Origin of the sequence: Paenibacillus helianthi (assembly GCF_001909055.1) — a bacterium.
Classification (GTDB): domain Bacteria; phylum Bacillota; class Bacilli; order Paenibacillales; family Paenibacillaceae; genus Paenibacillus_AQ; species Paenibacillus_AQ helianthi.
Window position 1 is genome coordinate 60,547 of sequence record NZ_LVWI01000049.1, and the last position, 25,436, is coordinate 85,982.

The 25,436-nt window shown below is 49.3% G+C and carries 21 protein-coding genes; 1 reads left to right on the forward strand and 20 read right to left on the reverse strand.

Translation table 11 applies throughout. The features are described 5' to 3' along the window. Positions 1–98: 98 nt before the first annotated feature. Positions 99–1,343 carry a S1C family serine protease gene (locus A3844_RS18865; RefSeq protein ID WP_074108197.1) on the reverse strand — a complete coding sequence of 415 codons (1,245 nt, stop codon included), beginning with the start codon at positions 1,341–1,343 and terminating at the stop codon, positions 99–101. A gap of 353 nt (positions 1,344–1,696) precedes the next feature. Here A3844_RS18865 and A3844_RS18870 point away from each other — a divergent pair, with 353 nt between their 5' ends. Next, the gene (locus A3844_RS18870) at positions 1,697–1,903 is read left to right on the forward strand and encodes a hypothetical protein (RefSeq protein ID WP_074086455.1); all 207 of its coding nucleotides are present in this window, start codon (positions 1,697–1,699) and stop codon (positions 1,901–1,903) included. On the opposite strand, the gene A3844_RS18875 is transcribed toward A3844_RS18870, so the two are convergent. From A3844_RS18875 to A3844_RS18960, 19 genes are all read right to left on the reverse strand, one after another. Then, a complete protein-coding gene (locus tag A3844_RS18875; RefSeq protein ID WP_074086456.1) occupies positions 1,872–2,678 on the reverse strand; it encodes an MBL fold metallo-hydrolase in 807 nt (268 codons plus the stop codon). The genes A3844_RS18870 and A3844_RS18875 overlap by 32 nt on opposite strands. Before the next feature lie 17 nt (positions 2,679–2,695). Beyond that, complete coding sequence (gene yycI / locus A3844_RS18880; protein ID WP_074086457.1) at positions 2,696–3,436, reverse strand: two-component system regulatory protein YycI; 741 nt, start codon at positions 3,434–3,436, stop codon at positions 2,696–2,698. Between the two features lie 145 nt (positions 3,437–3,581). Continuing rightward, positions 3,582–4,874 carry a YycH family regulatory protein gene (locus tag A3844_RS18885; protein ID WP_074108198.1) on the reverse strand — a complete coding sequence of 431 codons (1,293 nt, stop codon included), beginning with the start codon at positions 4,872–4,874 and terminating at the stop codon, positions 3,582–3,584. Beyond that, on the reverse strand, positions 4,871–6,703 hold the full coding sequence (walK, locus tag A3844_RS18890; protein ID WP_074086459.1) for a cell wall metabolism sensor histidine kinase WalK: 1,833 nt from the start codon (positions 6,701–6,703) through the stop codon (positions 4,871–4,873). The genes A3844_RS18885 and walK overlap by 4 nt, the downstream gene beginning before the upstream one ends. Beyond that, on the reverse strand, positions 6,703–7,434 hold the full coding sequence (gene yycF / locus A3844_RS18895) for a response regulator YycF (RefSeq protein WP_074086460.1): 732 nt from the start codon (positions 7,432–7,434) through the stop codon (positions 6,703–6,705). Before yycF ends, walK begins: the two co-directional genes overlap by 1 nt. Positions 7,435–7,577: 143 nt before the next feature. Then, positions 7,578–9,158, reverse strand: coding sequence for a peptidoglycan DD-metalloendopeptidase family protein (locus A3844_RS18900; RefSeq protein WP_083606924.1), 1,581 nt, complete (start codon positions 9,156–9,158; stop codon positions 7,578–7,580). A 298-nt stretch (positions 9,159–9,456) separates the two neighbouring features. Further along, positions 9,457–10,077: a hypothetical protein gene (locus tag A3844_RS18905; protein WP_074108199.1), complete on the reverse strand. Its 621-nt coding sequence runs from the start codon at positions 10,075–10,077 to the stop codon at positions 9,457–9,459. A 195-nt stretch (positions 10,078–10,272) separates the two neighbouring features. Further along, the gene (locus tag A3844_RS18910; protein ID WP_074100724.1) at positions 10,273–11,559 is read right to left on the reverse strand and encodes an adenylosuccinate synthase; all 1,287 of its coding nucleotides are present in this window, start codon (positions 11,557–11,559) and stop codon (positions 10,273–10,275) included. A gap of 307 nt (positions 11,560–11,866) precedes the next feature. Further along, positions 11,867–13,228, reverse strand: coding sequence for a replicative DNA helicase (gene dnaB / locus A3844_RS18915; protein WP_074108200.1), 1,362 nt, complete (start codon positions 13,226–13,228; stop codon positions 11,867–11,869). 1 nt (position 13,229) lies between these two features. After that, positions 13,230–13,676, reverse strand: coding sequence for a 50S ribosomal protein L9 (gene rplI, locus A3844_RS18920; RefSeq protein WP_074086465.1), 447 nt, complete (start codon positions 13,674–13,676; stop codon positions 13,230–13,232). Continuing rightward, on the reverse strand, positions 13,673–15,679 hold the full coding sequence (locus A3844_RS18925) for a DHH family phosphoesterase (protein WP_074086466.1): 2,007 nt from the start codon (positions 15,677–15,679) through the stop codon (positions 13,673–13,675). The genes rplI and A3844_RS18925 overlap by 4 nt, the downstream gene beginning before the upstream one ends. A gap of 11 nt (positions 15,680–15,690) precedes the next feature. Next, a complete protein-coding gene (locus tag A3844_RS18930; RefSeq protein WP_074108201.1) occupies positions 15,691–16,608 on the reverse strand; it encodes a DUF2232 domain-containing protein in 918 nt (305 codons plus the stop codon). Positions 16,609–16,614: 6 nt separating this feature from the next. Continuing rightward, positions 16,615–16,917 carry a MazG-like family protein gene (locus A3844_RS18935; protein ID WP_178382299.1) on the reverse strand — a complete coding sequence of 101 codons (303 nt, stop codon included), beginning with the start codon at positions 16,915–16,917 and terminating at the stop codon, positions 16,615–16,617. Between the two features lie 194 nt (positions 16,918–17,111). Beyond that, a complete protein-coding gene (locus A3844_RS18940; RefSeq protein WP_074086468.1) occupies positions 17,112–17,537 on the reverse strand; it encodes a CBS domain-containing protein in 426 nt (141 codons plus the stop codon). A gap of 191 nt (positions 17,538–17,728) precedes the next feature. Then, positions 17,729–18,772 (reverse strand): LCP family protein, encoded by a 1,044-nt coding sequence (locus A3844_RS18945; RefSeq protein WP_244169802.1) that lies wholly within the window; start codon positions 18,770–18,772, stop codon positions 17,729–17,731. A 403-nt stretch (positions 18,773–19,175) separates the two neighbouring features. Beyond that, complete coding sequence (opp4A, locus tag A3844_RS18950; RefSeq protein WP_074108203.1) at positions 19,176–20,891, reverse strand: oligopeptide ABC transporter substrate-binding protein; 1,716 nt, start codon at positions 20,889–20,891, stop codon at positions 19,176–19,178. 228 nt (positions 20,892–21,119) lie between these two features. Continuing rightward, positions 21,120–23,126 (reverse strand): endonuclease MutS2, encoded by a 2,007-nt coding sequence (locus A3844_RS18955; RefSeq protein WP_074108202.1) that lies wholly within the window; start codon positions 23,124–23,126, stop codon positions 21,120–21,122. Positions 23,127–23,723: 597 nt separating this feature from the next. Then, positions 23,724–23,984, reverse strand: coding sequence for a transposase (locus tag A3844_RS34050; RefSeq protein WP_425270612.1), 261 nt, complete (start codon positions 23,982–23,984; stop codon positions 23,724–23,726). After that, positions 23,894–25,123: an IS1182 family transposase gene (locus A3844_RS18960; protein WP_425270613.1), complete on the reverse strand. Its 1,230-nt coding sequence runs from the start codon at positions 25,121–25,123 to the stop codon at positions 23,894–23,896. Before A3844_RS18960 ends, A3844_RS34050 begins: the two co-directional genes overlap by 91 nt. Positions 25,124–25,436 lie beyond the last annotated feature (313 nt).

Genomic DNA, 25,436 nt, shown 5'->3' on the forward strand with positions numbered 1-25,436 from the left:
CTTAGAAACGGCTGCCGCTCATAAATTATAAATCATTTATAGGGCGGCGCCGCTCCCTCATGTGACTGCCTCTATATTATATACTGCCCAAAAGACTTTTATTCCTCTGGCTTCTCCAGAAGTTTTACTGTAACCTGCTTCAGGGCCCCATTGCGGTAAAAGGTGATTTTAAGATCATCACCGATCTTGGTATGATCGTACAGATATTTGCGCAGTGCCAGTGTAGATGTAATGGATTGATCATCAAACTTCGTAATCACATCATTGAACTGCAGGCCCGCATCCTTAGCAGGTCCAACTGCATCCAGAACGACAACCCCGTCCTTCACGCTGGTGGGCAGATTCAGCTCCTTACGCTGGTCCTCCGCCAATGGCACATAAGGATTATTAAGATCCACTGAATATACACCTAAGTAGGAGCGGGAGATTTTACCTTTAGCTGCAAGTTCATCCGCCGTTTCCATTACATGATTGGCCGGAATCGCAAAACCGAGCCCTTCCACGCCTGTGTCGGAGATCTTCATCGTATTAATGCCGATCACCTTTCCATCCAAATCCACCAGAGCCCCGCCGCTGTTGCCCTCGTTGATGGCAGCATCCGTCTGAATGACTTCCTGCTCCCAGTCATACACACCATCCTGATTTAGCGATACAGGAATGGTCCGCTCCGTATAACTGACGATCCCAGAGGTTAGTGTATCTCCAAGCCCCAGGGGATTGCCGATAGCAATGACGGTCTCTCCCAGCCGGAGCTTGGAGGAATCGCCGATCTGGGCGATCGTGTTAATCCCCCCTCCATCAATGGAGAGCACTGCTATATCGCTTACTTTATCCGCGCCAACAAGTGCTGCTTTGCGGGTCTCCCCGTTAACCGTAACAACCTCCAGCTTGGCTGCACCTTCGATCACATGGTTGTTCGTGATGATAAATGCCTTGCCGTCTTCTTTCTTATAAATAACTCCCGAACCCAGTGCGGACTCATCGAGAATATTAAGTTCCTTGTTATCTTTCTTATGATTAATAATGCTCACAACCGCTGGGCGTACAAGGGCGGCGGCCTGAATAATCCGGTCATAGGGATCACCACTGCTTGCAGCAACCTTACCGATTACCACCGTTGATTCGGCTTTCTCATGGGTCAGCTGTCCGGTCACCAGACTGAACAGAAGCACCGCTGTCACAGCACTGACTATAGAGCAGATCATAGCTACCTGCCATGTAGCCAGGTTCCTCCGCGATCTGCGGGGCCATTTGTGCCCGCCTCGTTCGCTTGAGGCATCAATCTTTCTGCTTCTGCGCCGTGACACTTTCGTTGAATAGAAATCATCGTCAAACAGTCCCACCGTTACATCCTCTCCCCTCTATTGCTACTGCATTCAATACCTGAACGCCAAGCAACCACGCCCGAGTTTACCTCATCTTCTCTTAGACTCCAGGAAGAACTAAAAGGTTTCATTTTATTATTTCACCCTAAAGTACGGGGGCAAAGCACATAGGACGTCTAGAATTCTTGCAAGCTAGCGTTATCTGTCATTTTTCAGGAATATTTCGCAGCATAAATGCCTACAATAATAGAAACCATGTTGCCAAAGTCCGTCTTACGCTTACTATTTAATTGTATCACACGCAGATGTTGCACCGTGTTTTTTCTGCCGTAAAAACCATGTAAATTATTACATGCAAGGAGGGGTATAGCTTGGAATCTTTTTCAGCCAGTATGGATCTTGTGCAGTTTATCGGTAAATTGGGTGATCTTAAGGATGAGCACTATCATTTGGTTCTGGTTCAGAGCGCCTTGATCGAACTTCTGATTGATAAGGGCTTCTTCTCCCGCCAAGAGCTGGAACGCAAGATTACGGAAATGGACCAGCTTATGACTGGCTCACCTTATCCCATGGCGTAGGCCGGTCATAGTAGGTGTCACAGAGCCTGAATTCACTGTCTTTGAAAAAACAGCCCCGGTCCTCCATCGCAACGCGAACAGACATTTTGGCCAAGTCCATCATATTGTGATCCCGGCTCAAATGTGCCAGATACGTGCGTTTGGTCCGCCCGGTAAGAATTTCACTCAGCGCCGCACCTGCAGCCTCATTAGACAAATGGCCCAGGTCACCTAAAATCCGCCGCTTCGTGTTCCAGGGGTACCGTCCCATTCTCAGCATTTCAATATCATGATTGGCTTCCAGTACAAGCACATCGGCATCCGAGATCGCCGTACGCACTTTATCGCTCACATAACCCAGATCTGTCGCCACACACAGCTTCTCTTTGCCATCGTAAAAGTTATACCCCACTGGCTCAGCCGCATCATGCGAGATTGCAAATGACTCTACCCGCATACTACCAAAATCCCTATGCTGCCCCGTCTCCAGAATGACCCGGTTCTGCTCGGCAATCGTGCCGATGCCCTTCTCAATCGCTCCCCAGGTACTCATGTTGGCATAGATCGGAAGATCATATTTGCGCGCCATTGCCCCGAGTCCCTTAATGTGATCGGAATGCTCATGCGTAACTAGAATTCCATCGATATCCTGTCCGGTCAGCTCGCGCATAGCCAGCAGCTCATCAATCCGCTTCGCGCTAAGCCCGGCGTCAATCATCAGTGTCGTTTCCCCGTTGCGCACCACCGTCACATTACCGGTAGAACCGCTGGACAGCACTGTAAATGATATTCCCATTCTCTCTCCTGCTCCTTCTACTCTGTTGTCTTAGGACTGATTATGTCCGCGCTAATGGCATCTACATAATAGGCATTGCCATTCTCCAGCATGAACCGCCACATTGGCGAAGCCACCTGGCTCTCGGAGTTGAATAGCTCGCCGTAATATCCCAGCTCAATCTCCTTAACCACCGAATTCGCCGGAAAATACTTCTCAATTAGGCTGCTGAGCGCCTGCGATGCCGGAAGCACCTTCTGATCAGTATCACTCATTGTAGTTACCATCTCAATCTTCGGCCACCGGAAAGCCACGATCTTCTGATCACTGTTAATCAGCTCCAGTCTAACCCTGAACAGTGACCATTTCTTATCTACCAGCGGGTGCAGCACGAACTTGCCTACCTCACTTTCCTGGGCATCAAAACGATAATTGGATATATCGGGGATCTGCCCCTCCAGCGCCGTACTAAGCTCGGTAAACGAGGAATAGATCAGCTTGCTGTCTATCGGCTCTTTAAGCTCTACAGGAGGTTCGTTCTGCTCCTCACCGGAATAGTGATACGTAAGATCCGGCAACTGGGGGGTTGCAGCCGGAATTGGACATAGAATACGAATGTTCTTCTCTTCCATGACAGCCTGCGTTGCCTTCGACAAGGAGGTGAAATCAAGGTTGGCGCTGGCCTGATCACGCAGATCCATCCAAAGCTGATAGCACAGCAACAGATTCAATACCAGAAAGGCGTATATCAGCACATTTTTTGCTCTTCCCCAGTCCATACCTTCCCTCCTAAACGTTTTGTAACTATATTGGTTGAACTTTAAGATTCTCATATTAATTCTGATCGTCATACAGGGAATGTTTGGACTTCCGCCGCTGTCGCCTGCACTTCTACCGTTTAATAATATATATAGCTTCGGAACCCTAATTCAGCGTAAGCACGGTGCCGTCCTTAAGCGTAACCCGCCATACCGGAATCAGCTGAAGCTTCTCCCCTTTGACAGCAGGCACATACACCGGAGTCAAATCCTTCACCGCAGAAGCCTGGCTAATTTGTGCCAATTGGCCCTCCAGCCTTTCCCCGAATGATAAATCTACGATCCGCTTGACCGCCTTGTCCTCTTCCACAAACATCAGGGAACGTTCATAGGATGATACGGTTCCTTGCTGAAGCTCCAGATTAATCACTCCGTATTGCAGCTTCGGCTGGCTGATAATCGGATAGGAGCCATAGGGAGAAGAACCATAGAACTGTTGAAAAGATACCTTACGTTCCTGCCTGCCCTCTTCTGTTGCAGCCAGCCGGTAAGTTCCATTCCAGCCCCCGTGCTCATTCACAAAATCAACGGCCTCCAGGGCATCCTTAGCTGGAGTGCTGTCCCCAGCGGGAAGGGCAGCCGGATCACTATAACTCATCCAGTTCTGTTCCTGATCGACCTGAAGACTACGTTTGCTGTCTGTATAAATTTCGGAGCCGTCTTTTTCCGGAATATATCGGGTACTGCCTGCATCAAAAAAGAGATTGCTCTGCATCTGCTGAATCGTATACATGCCGGAGGGCATTTCGACTTCAACCATCGATACTTTGGCATCCGGCACATAATAATCGCCGTTCACTGCTTTGTAATTGGTCAGGTTATTGCCGAAATCGACATGCTGCTGCACATCCTGCACAGTGAGGTCGGCCTTGGCCGCCTCATAGACAATGTCGCCCCGGGTACTGAAGAAGACCGCGTGTGCTTTGGAATCATTCTTCATATTATAAATCCAAATCCTGTCGATGCTTTCCCCTTCAAACAGGGAATCGGGTGACAACTGCATGACCCGCTGCAGCAGGGTTACGGGAATTCCTGCACCAAAGGACAGCTCAATCCCCGGATTTTCATTCCGGATCTTATCCCAGTCGAAGTCTTGCACGGACCGCCGCTGAAAGCTCTCAAAGCTCCGGCCCTTCAGACGGTTAAGGATGAGATTATAAAATGTCGTATTGGGATAAAAAAGCGTATGCTTGCTCTCCCCCATATGAATAATCATTTTATCGGGATAGAGCAGGTTCTCCACCTTCTCCTCCGGCCCCATATTGTCTGTCTTCACATATAAATTCTCCGACATGACCGCTGAATCGCTGCCCGGCAACCGGTAGATCAGATAATAGCTCTCTATAAGACTCCCAAATACAAGCAGCGCAAGAACCCAGGATTTCACCTTTTCCTTCATGACTCACTCCCCCTCTCCTGCTTCAATGGCAGTGTAAAGGTGACCAGTGAGCCCTCATTCAGCTCCGATTGAAGGGAAATTGAGCCGCCATGTGCTTTGACAATTTCCCGGGCAATGGACAGTCCCAGGCCTGTGCCCCCCATATTACGGGAACGGGCTTTGTCCACTCTATAGAAACGCTCAAAGATGCGCTCAATATCCTTCTTCGGGATGCCGATTCCGGAATCCCGGACAGAAACAGCCAGCATCCCCTCTTCATTCTTCAGGGCTTCGAGCTGAATCGTCCCGCCCTCCGGCGTATATTTCAGCGCATTGGAGACCAGATTGCCCAGCACCTGATCGATTTGATCACGGTCGAGCCAAGCGCTCTCGACCTCTTTGCGGACTCTGGTGCTGATATGAATCCGTTTCTGGCGGATTTGAAAAGAGAAGCGGTCCGCCACATCCTCCAGCATCTCGGAAATATCGGTCTGCTGAATGCGCAGGCTGGATTCCTTCGAATCCAGACGTGAGAGATGCAGCAGATCCGTAACCAGGCGGATCATGCGCTCTGTCTCATTGCGGATGACCCCAACGAACCGCACGGCAAGCTGCGGATCTTCAAGTGCTCCGTCATCCAGTGCCTCGACATAGCTTTTGATGGTCGTTAGCGGTGTCCGCAGCTCATGCGACACATTCGCTACAAACTCACGGCGCGACTCTTCCAGATTCTCCTGCTCGGTCACATCCTGCAGGACCGCTATAGTACCCGCGATCCCTCTGCCCTCCCGCCGGTGTATAGGCGTGAAGGTAACACGCACAATGTTGGGATCTCCTCCGCCCATTGGCGACAGATGGAGCATTGCAGACTGGGCATTACCCTGAGCAAGGGAGCCTGACTGCTCATGATCCAAGCCGAGCAGCTCGTCCAAGGGAGCACCCTCCGGGAGCGGACCTTCTGAACCCAGCATATCTGCTGCCCGGGTATTCATCAGAATAACCCCGCCACTCTCATCGGTAGCGACAACACCGTCACTCATATTCGCCAGAATGGAAGCCAGCTTCTCTTTCTCCTCTTCATTCTGAGAGAGAGCTTCCCGCAATCTTCCAGTCATATAATTGAAAGCCTGACTTAGCTGGCCTATCTCATCGTTGCCGAAAACCGGCATTTTGCGGTTGAAGCGCCCTTCGGCTACCGCCGTGGCGTGCCGGGTCATTTCCTTAATCGGATGCGTGATCGTATGCGCCAGAATAACGCCCAGAACAGCCGTCAGCGCCAGTGCCAGCAGCAGTCCGGAGAGGAATACGCTGTTGATCCGGCTCATGGTTGCATACAGATCTTTCATGTCAGCAGCAATATAGATCGCTCCTACCACTTTGTCCCCGGAAAGCACGGGCTTGGCGACTACCTTCTTGCGCACATTATCATCCGCTATAATATACTCCTCATTGTCGCTGATTCCCTGAAGAGCGCGGCTGACCACTGTCTGGGTGTTGCGCTGGCCGACATAGTCATTCTGCGAAGGAACCGAAGTGGTGATGATCTTACCGCTTGCATCCAGCACCTGAATCTCGGCACCATTGATATACAAATTGTTGACCATACCGCGCAGACTTTCTACTGCAGTCTCTTCATCTGCGGTTCCGGCCTCACTGCCGAATTTATCGGCGGTCAGAATCGAGAGCATCTCCGCGCGCGCCTTGAGGTCCTTGGTGAAATTATCAGTGAGTGAATTCTTCATCGAGCTGACAAAATATACGCCAATCAGTTGCATCGCGATCAGAATCAGCAGTACATAAATGATTATAAGCCTGGCCTGTATCGTCCGGAAAAAGGACAGTCCCTTCATCACAACCCTCCGCTTTTGGGGCTATGCATCAAATAACCAAGTCCGCGCCGGGTAAAAATATATTCCGGTTTGCTGGGATTCTCCTCAATTTTCTCTCTCAGACGGCGGATCGTTACATCAACGGTCCGCACATCCCCGAAATACTCGAAGCCCCATACGGCCTGCAGCAAATGCTCCCGGGTCATTACCTTGCCGGCGTGGCGAATCATATAATAGAGCAGTTCATACTCACGGTGCGTCAGATCAAGCGGCTCGCCTTCCTTATAGACCATGTACATGTCCGTATCCACAAACAGGCCAAAATGCTGTACCCCCTGCTTGCTTTCCAGTTGTTCACTCTGTGCTTCCGACGGTACAGGCTTATGCTGGCGCCGCATTTGCGCCTTGACTCTCGCCAGCAGTTCCCGCGTACTGAACGGCTTGGTTACATAATCATCTGCTCCAAGCTCCAGGCCCAGCACCTTGTCGATCTCCCCATCTTTGGCGGTAAGCATAATAATCGGGATATCCAGATGAGCTGAACGCACCTCACGGCAGACATCCATGCCATCTTTGCCGGGAAGCATCAGGTCGAGCAGCATCAGGTCGGGCCGTTTGGACAAGGCAAGCTCTACTGCACTGTTTCCGTCAAAGGCGCAGATTACTTCATAGCCCTCTTTTTCCAAATTGAATTTCAATATATCAGCAATAGGCTGTTCATCGTCTACTACCAGAATCGTCCCCATCTGCATATGCTCCGCTTCACCTTTCTAACCATACTTATCATTGATTCTCTTATTTTAGCATACCTGTCCTGGCGTCACATCCTACGATGCGCATTCTTGTAATTTAAAAGCCGCCCGGAATCACTCGGACGGCTGGCTTAAGATATGAATTATTGCAGATACTTCATTGGATTGATCGCGATCCCGTTTTTGCGGATTTCAAAATGCAGATGTGTGCCAGTTGAACGTCCAGTGCTGCCCATGACTCCGATTTGCGTACCTTGTTCAAGTCTTTGTCCAAGAGAGACTGAAATTCTGCTCAAATGACCGTAGTACGTAATATACCCGTTATGATGATCTACAATCACTACGTTGCCATATCCGTTCTGTACACCTGCAAAGCTGACTGTTCCGGCATCGGCTGCTTTGATCGTACGGTTACCGGACACCAGGTCAACACCTTTATGTACGCGGCCCCAACGCTCGCCGTAGCTGCTGGAAATCGATGCTCCCATCACCGGCCAGGCAAACATCCCTGTTCCTTCTCCGGCAGACTTGGTTTCCTTGTACGTTCCTTCTCCGACAACCTTGGTTCCCCGGTACACCACTTCCGGCAGCGAAGCATGCACCACCGTCTGTCCCAGCCATTCTTCCTTGACGACCAGACCATTTTCTTTGGTTAGGCGGTACTGCATCGTTTTGAGGCCAGTCTGTCCCGGACGTACCACTTTGCTCTTGCCTGCTGGGAGCAGATCGCTCTTACGCACAACCACATCCGGCTCGGTAACGACCTGTTCGCCCACCTGTTCTACGGTAACCACCGTAAGTGCGGGCTGGGGAACCGTCAATTGCAGAGTGTCGCCAATTTGCAGCGTCAATTCTTTGACCGTAGGATTGTTCTTGAAGATCTCAGCCTGTGTAGTATCATACAGCTTGGCGATACCAGAAATCGTGTCGCCTTCCTGCACCGTATACGTCAGCGGCTCCTCTTTGCCTTCGGTAAGTGCACTTACGGCTTCATCCACACTTAAGACTTTGTTCGGATCGGCTTTGACCGGTACAATAGACACCTGCTCGCGGATATCAGCCGACTCTACGGTATCCTTGGCACTGGTTGCGCCCTTGGCTGAACTTGAAGCAGCCGTCTTCTTGAGCTGCGCTCCTGTAGAAGCTTCGGTCTGCGGCATGTAATGCTCCTTGACACCTTTCAGCACGGCTGCTGCCGTCGCCTGATCCTTGACGATGCCAAGAACCTCGCCGTCTACCGTTAATTGCACACCTACCGCATAGGCCTTCAGCATGCCATCCAATTTGTCCAATGTGGCACGGCTGTCAACCTCAGGCTTAAAGGCTTTTTCGGCCTCGGTCGAAATCCCGTCTGTCTGCAGAACCATCACGGACTCAGGATACTTCACCTGATACTCCTGACTCTTCTGTTCAAATAGCTGCTCCAGATCAGCCTTTTGGCTGATCTTTCCGATTTCTTCGCCCTTCACCAGAACCTTATAGTAAGTTACCGTATTAGCGGTCACATACCTCTTCTCGGCTCCCACCAGAAACGCACCAAGCAGCACCAGACCGGCGGAAGCCGCGATCCAGGAGCGCCGTAATCTCCGGGGTTTAGTCTCCTGATGAAAGACATTATCGCTATCGGCATCGCTGCCCTGTTGACTTGCTGCACCGAGCTCTGCGGAATACCCGTCATCGTTCCGCAGCTTCCCCGCCTGGCGCATGAACTTAAATCCCTTCATGAAACTCTCCCTTTCAGTCCGCCCATTCCTACCGCACAGAGCGGCCAAGCTTTGTTATACGTCCCCTTTTATATATGCTGCAGCATCTATTTATCTATTTGCATGAGTACGAATGATCATGTTGTGAGGTACCTGAAAAAGGTTACAAAAAATTAACCCCTTATAGTCCTTTTTTACTGTACCACAGCCAGGAGAAAAATTTCAACTTTCCAAACACAACAAAACCCGCGAAAATCGCGGGTTTATTCCAGAAATATGACGCATAAACAGCCTTCCAGTGTCCAAAAAGTGACATTTTTTAATTTTGTGGACTATCCTTGCTGTTTGGTGTAAGCATTTTCATTAAGGTCTCATATTCCTTTTGATCTACGTATTTCGCTATGACCTGCTGCAGTTCCTGGACTTCACTCTCTGTTAGCCCATCTTCCATGGCCTTGGATATCTTTTGCATTTCCTCCTGAGGCAGCTTAGCCATTAAAATATTGAAAATATTGGTTTTTTCATCAGCAGGCAGATTCTCCTTCAAATTCAGCATGGCCTCCGGTGTCATTACCAATTCCTGTTCACTGGAGGCTTCGCCCATCACAGGCAGGGCATCCTTAGGGGCATCTTCCTCCACCGTTTTCTCTCCACTTTTACCGCCAGTCGAATTCGTTTTACCTTCTTCCGTTTTGCTACTGTCTGGCACTGCAGTTTCTTTATCCTCAGCTGTATCTGATGCCGGAGGTTTTGTGTCCATACCGGTCAGACTCTTCATAAATCCGCCGATCCCCGGCTCTGGCCCATCCAGCTTAATGTCGAAGCTTGCGAGCACCGACCGGATATACGTATTCACCACATAGGCTGTAGTCAGAATAGACAGTGCACTGGCCAGCACCACAATCAGGCAGACAGCAAGTGTACGCTTTACCATTTTCATCTTCATCTCTCCCTTGCTTCTGTTCATGGCCAATCTCAGGAATATCAGGCCTCGGATCCTTCTATCCTTTCAGTATTGACTAGAACGCTGCAAGAGAAACGTCTGAACCGATATAGAGACTCTTTGATTATCGCCAGTAACAAATAAAAAGGAGCCTCAATGGAGGCCCCTCAGAGGATAAAGCTTATATTCGATCTAGATATAGATTGGAAGTACTTGATTGGTCTGCTCACGGTTACGGCCTACGGAGAAGATCGAGATCGGAATGCCTGTAAGCTCCGACACCCGTTCAACATATTTCCGTGTATTCACCGGCAGGTCTTCCAGCGTCTTCGCCGAAGTGATATCCTCACTCCAGCCTGGAAGCTCCTCATAGACGGCTTCGCATTCTGCCAGCATTTTCAGTGAGGCCGGATAGTGGGTAATCACTTCTCCACGGTATTTATAACCTGTGCAGATCTTTACGGTTTCGAGACCACTAAGTACGTCAAGTGAGTTCAAGGACAGACCGGTAATTCCGCTGACGCGCCGGGCATGACGCACCACTACACTGTCGAACCAGCCTACGCGGCGTGCACGTCCCGTAACCGTACCATACTCATGACCAGTCTCACGGATGTAGTCGCCAATCGAATCGTTCAACTCGGTTGGGAACGGTCCATCACCAACACGGGTAGTATAGGACTTGGCTACACCGATAACCTGCTTAATCTTGGACGGTCCTACACCTGAACCGATGCAGACGCCGCCTGCCGATGGATTGGAAGAAGTAACGAATGGATACGTGCCTTGGTCAATATCAAGCATTACACCCTGCGCGCCCTCGAATAGTACACGGGAATCGGCATCAATGGCCTCGTTCAGCACTACAGAGGTATCCGTAACATAGCCTCGGAGCACTTCTGCATACTCCAGATATTGGGTCAGAATTTCTTCTACGTCCAGCGCTTCCGCTCCATAGACCTGAGTAATTACCTGGTTCTTTTCTTCCATTAGGTGGCGAAGTCTCAGCTCGAACTCTTCTGCATCCATCAGATCAGCAATGCGGATACCGTTGCGGGCAGCCTTATCCATGTAAGCCGGGCCAATCCCTTTGCGGGTAGTGCCGATTTTGTTCGGGCCTTTACGGTCCTCTTCCAGCGCATCCAACAGCATATGATATGGCATGATGACATGGGCGCGGTCACTGATCACCAGATTCTTGGTGTCGAAGCCGTTCTCATGAATATAATTAATTTCTTGAATCAGCGCTTCAGGGTTGATAACCATTCCGTTACCGATGACACAAGTTTTCTCTTTATAAAATACTCCTGATGGAATCAAGCTCAGCTTGAACTTCTTCCCGTCAATCAGAATCGTGTGACCGGCATTGTTACCCCCTTGATACCGGGCGACCACATCTGCGCTCTCTGCCAGAAAATCCGTGATCTTGCCTTTGCCTTCGTCTCCCCATTGTGTTCCCACGACGACTACCGTTGACATGTTCATTCCTCCGTAGGTGCTCGCTTAGCACCATTATTTTTCAAAATAGAAGAATCTATATGATTAAGCTATAAATTATCCTTCTATTTCCCGCTGAAACCCGCCGTCCCTTTAGGACAGCGAAGCCGTTTCCACTTGTAATATGGGCTCTGTACTCGCTTCTTATGTACGCAGCCCTCCGGACGCCCGGCGGTTTAACCCGCTAAAGCACAATAACCAGTGTAACAGCGGTACTTTTTAAAGTCAAATAAAAACGAACGATCTCACAAGGAAATGTGTGATCGTTCGGATATTGTACAAAAAATGCCTAACCTGCAAACGGTTCGTTATGAGCACGCTCGTAGTTGACGAATTTGTTGAAATTTTTCAGGAACACCAGCTCTACGGTGCCTACAGGACCATTACGCTGTTTGGCAATAATAATTTCGATGATATTCTTCTTTTCAGTATCCTGATTATAGTAATCATCACGATACAGGAAGGCCACGATATCGGCATCCTGCTCAATCGAGCCCGATTCACGAAGGTCACTCATCATCGGACGTTTATCCTGACGCTGCTCCACACCACGGCTGAGCTGAGACAAAGCAATCACCGGTACATCCAGCTCACGGGCAATCTGCTTCAAAGTACGGGAGATCTCCGAGACTTCCTGCTGACGGTTCTCACCGCCCTTGCCGCGACCCTGAATGAGCTGCAAATAGTCAATGACAATCATGCCCAGACCTTTTTCCTTCTTCAGTCTTCGGCATTTTGCACGAATATCCGTAACCGTAATACCGGGAGTATCATCAATATAGATTTCCGCTTCGGACAAAGATTGAATTCCCATCGTCAGCTTCGACCAGTCATCATCACTTTTGAAGTCACCAGTACGCATAATATTGGCATCCAGATTCGCTTCAGCACAAATCATACGTTGAACCAGCTGCGGCGCCGACATTTCCAGACTGAAAATAGCGACAGTCTCTTTGGCCCGAACCGCTACATTCTGGGCAATATTCAGGGCGAACGCTGTTTTCCCTACAGAAGGACGGGCAGCCACAATAATCAGGTCATTCCGCTGAAAGCCGTTAGTCATATGGTCAAGGTCCACGAATCCGGTAGGAATCCCGGAGGTCCCCCCCTTGTTCTGATGGAGCAGCTCCACCCGGTCGAATACCTGCATGAGCACATCACGGATGGCAATAAATCCGCTGCCGCTGCGCCGGTTAGAGATTTCAAGAATCCGCCGCTCGGCATCGCTGAGCATACCACCTACATCTTCTCCGCCGGTATAACCTTCACTGACAATCTGCGTCGCGGTACGGATCAAGCGCCGCAGCATCGCCTTCTCTTCGATAATTTGGGCATAGTATTCAACGTTGGCTGCAGTCGGCACCGCATGCGCCAGCTTCGCCAGATAGCTGACACCGCCGATATCCTCAAGCTGTCCCTTGTCCTGCAGTCTGGACGTCAGTGTAACCAGGTCAATCGGCTGGCTCTCTTCTCCGAGCTGCACCATCGCTTCAAATATCATCTGATGCGGTTTATCGTAGAAGTCTTCGGTATTCACCCGCTCCATCGCGGTAAGCAGCGCCTCATCCTGCAGGAGCACAGCACCGATTACAGCCTGCTCTGCCTCCAGGTTCTGCGGGGGAATCCGATCGAAAAAGAGATCTCCACCCATCTTACTCCTCCGTTACCTGAACCGTGAGGTTAGCCTTTACTTCAGTATGCAGCTTCACCGTCACCTGAAATGTACCCACATGGCGGATCGGATCATTCAGTTCAATTTTACGCTTATCTATCGAAATCCCCTGGGTTGCTGCGAGGGTTTCGCCAATTTGCTTGCTTGTGATGGCACCGAACAGCCGGCCGCCTTCGCCAGCTTTGGCTTTTAGAGTCAATGTCAGCTCGTCCAGCTTCTTGCCCAGCTGAACGGCTTCCTCTTTCTCCTGATCCTTGCGGCGCTGCTCAGCAGCTGCCTGATTCTCCAGAGTCTTCACATTGCCTTCAGTAGCCGGGCGAACCAGTCCACGCGGCAGCAGGAAGTTGGCTGCATAACCCTCTGATACCTCTTTAACTTGCCCCTTCTTGCCCTGACCCTTAACATCTTTTATGAAAATGACCTTCATTCGAACAGCCCCTCTTTCGCTTCAATTTCAGCCAGTACTGCAAGCAGTCTGGCTTCTGCTTCCTTGCTTGTTCCTTCTAGCTGAACGGCAGCATTGGACAAGTGTCCGCCACCTCCCAGCTTTTCCATAACTACCTGCACGTTCATCCGCCCGAGTGACCGCGCGCTGATGCCAATGAGGCCGTCAGGCCGTTCGCTGATAACGAATGAAGCCACCACGTTCGTCATGCCCAGTAGCGTATCCGCCGTCTGGGCAATCAGCAGCTGCGGAATCTTCATTCCCGGAGCCGTGACAACCAGTGCTATATGATCATACACCATCCGGGCATGTTTGATAATTTCCGCTTTTGAAATATACTCCTGCAGATCCTCCTTCAGCATACGCTGAATCAGAATCGTGTCTGCACCGACCCGCCGCAGAAATCCTGCCGCTTCAAAGGTGCGAGAGCCGGTGTGTAGCGCAAAATGCTTGGTGTCCACCGTAATTCCGGCCAGGAGCATTGTAGCTTCCAGCGGGCTGAGCTTGATCTTGTCATGAATATACTGCAGAAGCTCTGTAACCAGCTCGCACGTAGATGAGGCATACGGCTCCAGATAGACCAGCACAGCATCGTTGATGAACTCTTCACCTCTGCGGTGATGGTCAACGACCACTATCCGGCTGGCATACTGCACCAGGCGGGGTTCCATGGTCATCGAGGCCTTATGGGTATCCACTACGATCAGCAGTGTATGCTCCGTCATGATCTGCAGCGCTTGTTCTGTAGAAATAAAAGCTTTGTTCAATTCCTCATCCCGGCGGATTTGCTCCATCATCCGGGTAATCGAAGGATTCGGCGTCTCCATCACAATGTTAGCTTCTACATTGTACATTTGCGCTGCTTTGAGCAGACCAATCGCAGCTCCTACAGCATCGATGTCTGGCGTCCGGTGGCCCATGATCAGCACCCGGTCGCTTTCCTGCATCAGGTCTCGCAGGGCGTGGGCAATAACACGGGCCCGCACTCTCGTACGCTTCTCAGCTGCATTACTCTTACCGCCATAGAAAGACAGCCGCTGGCCCGCCTTCACGGCCGCCTGATCGCCGCCCCGGCCAAGTGCCATATCAAGACTGGACTGCGCCAGTGCTCCCAGCTCGCTGGCCGATTCTGAACCGTAGGCAAGTCCGATGCTAAGCGTCATGGGCACCTTGAGATCAGCGGTCATCTCCCGCACCTCGTCCAGAATGACGAACCGGCTCTCCTCGAGCGCCTGCAGGCTACGGTGATTAAGCAACATGAGGTACCGCTCCGAAGACAACCGGCGCAGGTATACTTCAAACTGCTTGCTCCACTCCGTAATCTCACTCGCTACCTTGGCGATCAGCGAGGTACGTTGCTGATCGTCCATCCCCTGAGCCGCTTCATCCAGATTATCCATCATCACGATGCCGATCGCGAGCTTCTCTTCTTCGTAACGTTCGCGCAGCACCACAAGCTCAGTGATATCATACAAATACAGCATTCGCTCACTAGGGATTACGACGACCTGATAATAACGTTCATCGACGGCAATCTCCTGACGGATATCCTTCAGACTGTTATCTTTGGAGACTTCCCTCTTAACCGGCACATGAGTGGCAAGGGAGGGCATAATATCGGGCAGCAACTCCTCCATTTCATCCCCTACCAAAGATTTGCGTGAGAAAATATCACCGGCACTGCGGTTGTTCCACTCTACTTTCCGGTCCTCACTGTACAGAATAATGCCGAGTGGAAGCATTCCGACCGCTTCCCCCTCCACGCGCTTGATGCGAAAGGATAGCCCATTGATATATTCCACCAGATTCCGGCGGAACGAGAGTTCTGCCTGCAGCATAGAGAAGCAGAGGGTCCCTGCCAGAAACAGACTGGCGACACCAATAACCCAATTATAGACACTGACTACTATGATCAGCAGCAGCAGCAGCATAAACGCCCATACGGTATGATAGCCGTGCCAGCGTCTTTGCAGAAATTTTGGCATGAGCTCTCACCCTATCGTTTCGATTTCGTCACAAGCTCGCGCAGCGGGAACGCCAGGTCAACTATACCGATGATCCACAGCCCCGGCATAAAAATAACGGGAATCGACAGCAGGAGTGCCACAACCTTGCTCCATTTCCGCTCGTAGACCAGGAAGAAAAGGAAGCCGATGGCCTGAATGATAAAACCTATCCGCAATAACGGCAGCAGATTGTCGGAAATCATCGGCATGAATCCGCTGTCTGATCCCCCAAACATAAGGCTAAGCACTACACCCAGCAGATAATACCAGATGAACGATCTTGGAAGTCTCCAGTCACGGGCTGGCTTCATTCGCGGAACTGCATATTCCATACTATTCAAAATCGGACGGACAATGGAATGTGTGATCACGGCTATCATGAATGAGCTGATGATCAATGCCATTGGGATAATCTGCACAGTCATATGGCTAATCGTATTAACATCCTCGGAAGAGAGCTTCAATTCCGAAATCAGAGGATTGCTGGCCCCCAGCTCCGACAGCGGTGAATTCACCATCTGCAGCACATCATTCACATAGGTGGTAAGGTCAAAATTGAATAATGCGGTTCCTAACAGCAGCAGCAACAGAAATTCACCAAGAATGGTGATCATTCCGGCGAGCAGTGTAGACATCGCTGATGAACGTTTCTTGTACCAGCGCCCCATCACTAGTGCGGGTATCAAGAAATAGACCGCTATCAAGACATAGACGGGTGTAATCAGACCGACAATCAGCAGCACGGGCAGAATATGGAGAATAAACTGCTTCGTATTCAGAGTAGTGAACAGCACTACTGCCGGAATAATCATAAATAATGTAGTGATAATGAGCAATGGGGTTGATAATGAGAGCAGCAACAGCAGATACGCTATGCTCCATGCCACCGATGTCCAGCGAAATTTCAACAGTATTCACCTCTTACGCATATGTTCTTCTAATGCAGATATATCCTGGTACCATTCTTCCAATTGATGCCCTTCCTGCCTGTGTTTTCTGAGCTTTTCAATCAGCAGATCGTCGAGTTCACGATAGGGGATTCCAAGCCTGCGACCCAAAATATAAGAACTCATAATCAGGCTGGCCAGACTGTCTCCCACACGCGAGGTACTGCCTTCCCAGAGCGCTTTGAACAACCGTGAGACTTGATCAATAACTTCGGTCTTCAACCATTCAATTACCTTGGCGCGTTTGGCTACATCCAAATCCTTCGGCACATTGGGCACAGTCTCTCTACCTCCGGCAAAAAGCATTATTCTCCATTATAGCATAAATAATTCCCAGCTACACGGGACGTCCACCGTCCCGGAAGTACTCGCTGTACTTTTCAAAAAAGGCCCGCATTCCGTGCTCGCCGGAAATACAGGCCTTGATCCATACTGCCTCAGGTCGCAAAACAAAATAAGATGGCTTACACCGATTCCTGTGACTGGCGTGAAACAACCTTTTCACAATATTCAATAATTTGACTCCGGCGTACGATACCAATGAACCGGTTCATGTCATCGACAACAGGCACAAAGTTCTGTACCTTGGCTAAATTGATTAGATCCTCCATATCCGCATCAATGGATACCGGCAGATTATTCATCCGCAGCGGCACATCCTTCAGCAGAAATTTGGAAGCATTTTCGAACGTCACCGCCCCACCCGAATCCTTCATATACCAGAGCAGATCACCTTCCGTTACTGTTCCTGCATATTCCCCGTTCCGGTTCAGAATCGGCACAGCAGTATAGCGGTGGAACTCCATCCGTTCCAGAGTCTGACGCAGCGTTGAATCGAGGGTCACGCACGCCACCTCCTGTTTCGGAAGTAAAAAAAACGCAATATTCATCTCTTGATCCTCCTCAAAGAGTTCCGAAGGAATTATTATGCCTTACCCTTTCCTTGAAGCAAGGGCCATCCGTAATTATACGTCTTTAGCCAATCATTCGTTCCATTTTATTATAGCATGAGAACAGTAAGCAGCAGCCATTAAGATTGCGTATGGCTGCTGCTATCATTGCTTATTCTTTTACGAAGGAATTACTGTGCTGCGGATGTAGCCGCAGGCTCCAGTGCATTTTGTGCTTTGCCCGGTTCGATTAATTGATCCACCGGTGTGCTGGCATTCATCCAGTTGTCGATCATCGCTTTGGCCTCAGTCAGGTCCTTTTCATCAACGATATCATAATACACACCGCCGATGCGTTTGCCCTCACCCATCACGGTAAAACTGGAAATATCCATATCTTTTCCGCCCATGAATTTTCTGGCCAGACTAATAATTGTAGACGGCGCAATATCCGTCTTGAAATTGTCGCCCATAATATCCAGCAGCTCGGGGATGTTCCCGATTTGGCTGATGGACAGCATCTTGTTCGCAACTACATCAATGAATACCTGTTGCCGTTTCGTACGGTTAAAGTCACTGTCTTCACGGTAGCGCGTATAGTTGAGGGCCTCTTCACCATTATAATTGGATTTGCCGCCTTCAATAGTGAATTTCTCATGATCCTTACCCTTGTTCACAATGTCTTTTTTGATCGGCAGCGGTACACCGCCAATGGCATCAACCGCATCCTTTAGGCCCTGGAAATTTATAGTGGCATAATATTGAATGTCGTGTCCAAGCAGGTTCTCCAGCGTATCCTTGGCCATCTTCTGGCCCCCGAACGCATAGGCATGCGTAATTTTATCCTTTTTGTTGTCATCGTGTCCGATGATCTCGGTGTACGTGTCCCGTGGAATAGAGATCAGTAGAATTTTATAATCTTCAGGCCGGATAACCGCGTAGATCATCGTATCAGAACGGGCCGTTTCATTTTTACGCTGGTCCGTACCCAGCAGCATTAGAGAAAACGGGTCGCTTTTGTACACAACAGGCTCGGGTTTTATCGTAGTATTCCCATCATTCACTAGAGGCTGGTAAGATTTCTGGGACAGCTTATTCTCGACCCGATCCGACAAAAATAGATCAAAGGCCAGTACCGCCAGCTGTTTTTGGAATAGAAATCCTCCACCGATTAATACTACAAGTGCAGCAATGATGATGATGTATCTAGTCTTTATTTTTTTGATTTTTTTCATGATTTTTTGATTCCTTCTTTATGGTGGAATGGTTATATGATTGCTTGCGATCTATTTACAATGCTTGCCTGGAGCGCACCAAGCAGTCATGGTTGTGCTTTTCTTAGCTGTTAAGATTTTGACCGATTCGGTATTATTATGTTTCCCCCCTTTCTGGAATTCGGGTCATTCTATTTGTAGAATAAACATGGAAAACGGCTTTGACACATAAACAATATTTCTATTGTAATCACTTGCCGCTAAAAAAGAAACAACAAATAACGACATGTTTAGTGCTGGAGCTACTTGCAATCCATAAAGGATATGACGAATGAAACTTCATTTTGATGCAGAATTAATAAAAAAGAAGCAAAACTGCAAGGTCCGCCTTCCACAGGCAGCGGCTCCCCAGCTTTGCTTCAATTCAATCCTCTTCCTTAATCCACCAAGTCTGTGGTTCAATAATAGTGCTCATGGAATTTACCCGAACGTTCTGCAGACGTTTGTTAACAGCCGTAATATTTGTGCGTTCGGCAAAAAAGATCATCGGCACTTCCTCGTTGATTAATTTTTGCCATTCATAGTAGACCTGCTTGCGGTACTCTTTATCATAGGATTTGATTCCTACGCCTTCACGGATCAAATCTTCACTACGCTTTGAACTGTACCGTGGATAATTCCACAGATCAGTCGCTCTCCATAGACCGGAGGGGTCCGGATCGCTGGCCAACCCCCATACTCCGTTGAACAACTCAACTGAGGGATCGTCATTTTCTACAGCTTCGTAGAAGTCATTAAGCTCCTTAAGCTTGCCTCCGTTCAGCCGGACATCCAGTCCGACATCGCGCCAATTCTGGAGAATTGCCTGCGTTCTTGCTTCAGCGGTTGTCGTTCCGGTCATGGCATCGTAGTTTAATATAAATGAGTGTCCTTTGGGGTCTTCACGCAATCCATCGCCATCCCTGTCCACATAGCCGGCTTCGTCCAGGAGTGTCTTTGCTGTATCCGGATTGTAGTCATACGTATTAATTTCTGCGTTGGGAATCTTAGCCCAGCTTGAGCTGGAAACCGGAGTTTCAATCAGACTGCCAAGACCATAGGAGTACTGGTCAATAATTCCCTTCCGATCGAGTGCGTAATACATGGCCTGCCGTAGACGCTTATCGGCGAACTTGGGATTATTCATAATAATCTGCTGGGTTTCCTTATCCCAAGATCCGAATTTGAATCCTATGTATTCGTAAGATAGCTCGGGAGATTCCAAAACCTCCACCTGGTCCAGCTGCTTCAGCGGTGCATAGGCATCACGCGGGGCTGAAGCTATATCCACTTGATTCTCTTCAAGAAGATTCACGATTTCCTTATCATCAAACACTTTATACTGCACTCCGTCCAAGAAAGCCTTCCCCTGATAGTAATGATCAAATCGCTTCATCTCCACAAGCTGCCCGGGCTGGATATTTGTTACCTCAAAGGGGCCAATCCCGATAGGATGCTTCCGCACCGGATCGCTGTCCGGCATATCCTTCACCGCGATTCCGCTGAAAACCTTTTTATTCATCGGGTAGGACCACAGGTTGTCCAGTGCATTTACCCGAACCCCGTTCATCGTAATTCTCAGTGTATAGGGGTCAATCACTTTTATCCCGCTGATCTCCTTGGCTTCCCCTTTATGATAGGCTTCTGCGCCCTTAATCATTTCCACACTGTAGTACCGTGACCCTGTATATTCCGGGCTGGCAATGGTCTCCAGTGCAAACTTCCAGTCTTCTACAGTTAACTCATCGCCATTATGCCAGCGGACACCCGCCTTTATTTTGAAGGTGAACACGGTGTGGTTGTCTGATTCCTGCCAGGAGGCAATGCCCGGAACGGTGGTTAAGTCATCTTTTACCTTAAACATGGATTCTGTAATGAACTCCAGTACCTGGAAATCGTCCTCACCCTCATAAAAAGCGGGATCAAACAACCCTTGAAACGGAGAGGAGTAGCCATAAGTGATGGTTCCCCCAGCTACAGGAACTTCTGACGTATTATTCGAAAGAATTCCATAGGAAAGCCGCTCAGAGCTAATACCGCTGCAAGCAGACAGCATCATAGCCATCGCCAGCACCAGTGTGCCATATCTGCGCTTCATCATATCATTCTTCCCTTCTTCCATTGTAAGCACTATCCACAGATTGTTTTATTAATCATTTCTATTCTCATTCTTTACAGCCTTTATAGACTATAATATTGAGGATATACAATAATCAGTCTAAAGTGAAGCACTTAATTCAACTTCGTACCCTACTAGCCCTTGTAGTAACATCCATACTTTTTGAAAAAAGCCTGCCCAAGGGGCAGGCCTTTGCATTTTCTGCTGCGGTTACTCGTCCTTCCCCTCATGAATAATAGTAAGGCCTTCCACATGCTTTTTCCGCATCAACTTACGCATTTTCCGTGTTTCCTTACTCTCGAAAATAATATCAAAATCATATTCCTCCGGATAGAGCTCTTCTTTAGAGAGGTATGGTTTTAGACGTTTATGGTTGAATTTCATTTTTTGCTTTTGAATCATAACGCCAACCATTCCCATTCCGTCCCTTGCCTCATAGACGATTCCCGTTCTGCCCAGTGGCTTCACATACACCGCATCTCCTACTTCATATTCCTTCTTCTGTTCCTTGCCATCACCTGTTTGAGCAGAGTTTAGGTCTCCTGATAAGTCCTCTGTCAGTCCTGCAGAAACACTTGAAGCCAGCTCTTTCTCAGGGGAATCATTCCCTTCCACATGTTTGAACCCTTCACCTGATTTGCCGTGTCCTGAACGGTTAACGTTGTTCCAGTACCTTTTATCTCCGTCCACTTCATGCTGCCCTTCTACAAGTTGCTGCGAGCGCCGGATAACAGACTCGGGGATGCCCAATTTTTCGGCAATTTGCAGGGCATAACTTTCACCCGCTTCACCAATAGTCAACTGGTAGATCGGTTGCAGCGTATTCTTGTCAAACTCCATCCGAGCATTTTGGAACCCGCTGGTGGATGCGGCGAAGACCTTAAGTTCATTAAAATGAGTAGTAACTATAATATTTGCCCCTTTGCGGTTCAGTTCCTCGAGAATGGCAATCGAAAGCGCGAAGCCTTCTCCAGGGTCCGTACCCGCCGCCAGCTCATCAATCAGCAGCAGTACACCCTTGCCCGCATCTCTAAGCATCCCCTCTATACTCTTCATCTGGGCTGAAAAGGTGCTTAGAGACTGTGTCAGACTCTGTCCGTCGCCAATCACGCTGATGACATCCGAGAACACAGTGAAGTCGCTGTCTGGCTCTACAGGGATTAGCAGCCCTGATTGAACCATTAGGGTTAGCAGCCCCAACGTTTTGAGCACTACCGTTTTGCCGCCCGTATTTGGTCCGGTGATGATAAGGGACTTGTAGCCATTGCCGAATTCCAGACTCACTGGAATCATCCCATCCAGATTAGGGTGCCGGCCCCCATTCATCCTCAAGTAACCGCGGTCATTCAGGGCAACATTTCTTGCACCCATTGTACGCGCATATTTGGCTTTGGCGAAAATAAAATCATAGTTGCCTGTAATTTCAATATTCAGCCGCAGCGCCGCCTGCTCCTTCTCCAAAAGCCCAGTCAGCATGCTTAGAATCTGCATCTCTTCCCTAGCCTCCTCAGCCCCCAGCAATTCGAGCTCCCCCTGCATGGCGGCGATCTCATAGGGCTCTACAAATACGGTCTGTCCGCTGGTTGACTGATCCAGTACCGCTCCTTTTACCTGCTTGTGATATTCTCGCTTTACAGGAATTACATACCGCCCACCGCGCATGCTGACGAGGTTCTCCTGAAGGATTCCCTGATGCCTCGACATTACAGCTTCTATCTTCCTCTGCAGGCGATCCTTGGCTACAGCCAATCGTTTCCGGACCCGTTCCAGCCCTTTGCTGGCGTGGTCATCAATGGTCCCTAGTCGTATACAGCGTTCAATCTCCTCCCGCACGTCTCTCAGTTCCACTAGAGAAGCCGCATAGGAAGCAATCCGTGGAGCCGTTTGCTCTTTGGCCTTCATGTATTTACGCAGCTGGCTGCAGCTCTGCAGAAACACCGATACTGCCATGAAATCCTTCTCACTATACAGATATCCTGTTCCTAGCAGCGACATTAGGTTCTCCATTCCCTCAAGGGAGGGAATCGGTACGCTTGCTCCTCTTTCCAAAAGCTCCTTCGCCTCAGCAGTTTCATCCAGCGCCCTGTGAATGGCCGGAAGATAGGTCATAGGCTCAAGGCCGCTTACCGCCTTTTTCCCTTCATAAGATACGGTGTGACGTCCAAGCTCTGCCCTCATTTCCTCATATTGCAGAGTGATCTGGCTTTGTGTATTCATTGTTCAATGTTCCTCCCTTATCCCTCACCTGAACGCTCAGGCGGGCTGCTGATCTGTCCGTAACGCAAAAAAGGGCAAAGACTGCCACTACGGCTGTCTTTGCCCTCATTCACTGCTGCAATCCTCTTTGTGCTTCAGCCACTTGCCCCTTTGGGGATATTCAGCCTGAAGACAGAAAAAACCGCGCTGCAAGAGCACGGTTAAATCACAAAGAGAACATTAGCCGTAAAGAGGCCATATGACGCTTCGCGTGTGTCCTTAACTAATTCACTCACCTTCCCTGAAGCACGAGCACATCCTGCTGGACATACTCAAACACAGCCTGCTTTACTCTAAGAGCGGGCCTTATGTAGCTTACGGGTTAGATGATATGAAATTGCTTAGTTAAGAACGCTCACCAACATCAAAATTTCCCCTTTAGTTATAGGATACCTGTAATTTACTACATTCCATCACCTTCGTCAATTCCCTGCACAATAAACAGAAGCAGCCCTGAAATATAAAAAAGGGGCTGTCCCATAAGTGGGTTTTCTATGATTTAGACAGCTTTCTTCATTCTTAAGACCACAAAAAGTGAGCAAAGCAGCGATTCTCCCGTTATTGGAGGATCGCTGCTTTGCGTTTTTGGTCATGGGTGGCTTGCTTCAGCAGATTATGGGCAAGTGAAAGCCACCCGACTTCAAGCGTCACTTTTTCGATGCCGCGAAGCAGAAATCGCCGGAAGCCCCGGTTGTTCTTCAGTTGTCCAAACACACTCTCCGGTTCCGTCATCCGGCGCACGGCCAAGGCGTAACCTTCATCACTCCTTCCTTGCTTTCTTTCCGGAAATGCAGTGTTTGTCCGGCTGGGCACTTCCATGTATCCTTGGCTTTGTCGTACGTCCAGTTCTCTATCTTTCCGATATTCTCTTTCCACGCTTTGCTTTTTTCGTTGTGGTAGCTGCTATATTTGACTACGGCCTTTACGTGTTCATTTTCCAAATATGCATAGTTCTCTTCACTGCCGTAGCCTGCATCCGCAATCACCACCTTCGGATGCTCCCCCAGGATCTGCCTTGCCTTTTCCAAATGCGGTTGCAAACAGCGGGTATCGGTGGGTCTTTGGTGTAGACTGTACGCCAAAATAAACTGATTTTCGGTCCCAATCTGTACGTTGTATCCGGGTTTGAGTTGACCGTTTCGCATGTGATCTTCCTTCATCCGCATGAAGGTGGCATCCGGATCGGTCTTACTAAAGCTGTTTCGGTCCCCGAGCAGCTTCTGGTAGTGTTCGTATTTAACAAGCCTTGGAAGCAGGTCTTTACGAAGCTTCCGAACAGCTTTCTTTAAGGATTTGTCTTTAGGCTTCTCCAGCAGTTGCGACTCCAGCGCCTGAGTCATTTGTTCCAGTTTCGCACTGTCAATCTCGGCGGACTCGCCGAGTTCGTTCAGGTCCTGGCCACGGTGTTCCTGTTCTTCTCGTTTCTCTGCGGCCTCAATGTCGACAAACAAAGCATGTACCTTTTCTTGGAGTTTGGCCTTATGCTTACTAACCGCTTTGCCCCACACAAAGGTGTAACGATTCGCGTTGGCCTCGATCTTGGTGCCATCCACGAAGTAATGCTCTAGGGAAATGTATTTTTCGTCCGCAAGAAATTGAAGCACGGCGGTAAATACCCTTTCAAGGACGTCCTTCATCCGCTCAGAACGAAAGCGATTGAGCGTGCGAAAATTCGGACGTTGACGTCCAGCCAGCCACATGAAGGGAATGTTTTCTCGGACCGCTTTGGCGATTTGCCGGGAGGAATAGATTCGCTGCGTATAGGCATAGATAATGACTTTGGTCAGCATTTTAGGGTGGTAGCTGTCGCGGCCACCGCCAGGGTAGGCCGCGTCAAAGAGGGCGTCGTCGAGTCGATTTACGGCGGCGTTCACGACACGAACGAGGTGATTTGTTGGGATATCTTCTTCTAAATCCATTGGCAAGCAAAGTTGGTCCATGGTATATTGAATGTACAAAAGAAACCCTCCTTTGAAATGGTTGGTCGCACTTCCATTTTACCAAAAGAGTGGTTTCTTTTTTGCGTTTTTATAAATATTGTAGTATGTTTCCCGCTTAAACAGCGGAGAGGACGGAACGATTGTGGAAAAGCGATAGCGTTCGCCTTTGTGTCCGGATTTTCACCGCTAAGGGGAATAAAAAAAATCTGGACACAAGAGCGATTGGAACAACGGTCCGTTCGCGGAGCGTCCTCACGGAGCACAACGTTTGTCCGACTCCAAAAACAAGGGATGTCCCAAGTAGCCATTTCATGGCTTATGGGACACCCCC

Coding starts and splice junctions, on each gene's coding strand:
- A3844_RS18875 (WP_074086456.1), bottom strand. CDS start 2,678: ATGGGAATATCATTTACAGTGCTGTCCAGCGGTTCTACCGGTAATGTG.
- yycI (WP_074086457.1), bottom strand. CDS start 3,436: ATGGACTGGGGAAGAGCAAAAAATGTGCTGATATACGCCTTTCTGGTA.
- A3844_RS18885 (WP_074108198.1), bottom strand. CDS start 4,874: ATGAAGGAAAAGGTGAAATCCTGGGTTCTTGCGCTGCTTGTATTTGGG.
- walK (WP_074086459.1), bottom strand. CDS start 6,703: ATGAAGGGACTGTCCTTTTTCCGGACGATACAGGCCAGGCTTATAATC.
- yycF (WP_074086460.1), bottom strand. CDS start 7,434: ATGCAGATGGGGACGATTCTGGTAGTAGACGATGAACAGCCTATTGCT.
- A3844_RS18900 (WP_083606924.1), bottom strand. CDS start 9,158: ATGAAGGGATTTAAGTTCATGCGCCAGGCGGGGAAGCTGCGGAACGAT.
- A3844_RS18905 (WP_074108199.1), bottom strand. CDS start 10,077: ATGAAAATGGTAAAGCGTACACTTGCTGTCTGCCTGATTGTGGTGCTG.
- A3844_RS18910 (WP_074100724.1), bottom strand. CDS start 11,559: ATGTCAACGGTAGTCGTCGTGGGAACACAATGGGGAGACGAAGGCAAA.
- dnaB (WP_074108200.1), bottom strand. CDS start 13,228: ATGGGTGGAGATCTCTTTTTCGATCGGATTCCCCCGCAGAACCTGGAG.
- rplI (WP_074086465.1), bottom strand. CDS start 13,676: ATGAAGGTCATTTTCATAAAAGATGTTAAGGGTCAGGGCAAGAAGGGG.
- A3844_RS18925 (WP_074086466.1), bottom strand. CDS start 15,679: ATGCCAAAATTTCTGCAAAGACGCTGGCACGGCTATCATACCGTATGG.
- A3844_RS18940 (WP_074086468.1), bottom strand. CDS start 17,537: ATGAATATTGCGTTTTTTTTACTTCCGAAACAGGAGGTGGCGTGCGTG.
- A3844_RS18945 (WP_244169802.1), bottom strand. CDS start 18,772: ATGAAAAAAATCAAAAAAATAAAGACTAGATACATCATCATCATTGCT.
- opp4A (WP_074108203.1), bottom strand. CDS start 20,891: ATGATGAAGCGCAGATATGGCACACTGGTGCTGGCGATGGCTATGATG.
- A3844_RS18955 (WP_074108202.1), bottom strand. CDS start 23,126: ATGAATACACAAAGCCAGATCACTCTGCAATATGAGGAAATGAGGGCA.
- A3844_RS34050 (WP_425270612.1), bottom strand. CDS start 23,984: ATGGAAGTGCCCAGCCGGACAAACACTGCATTTCCGGAAAGAAAGCAA.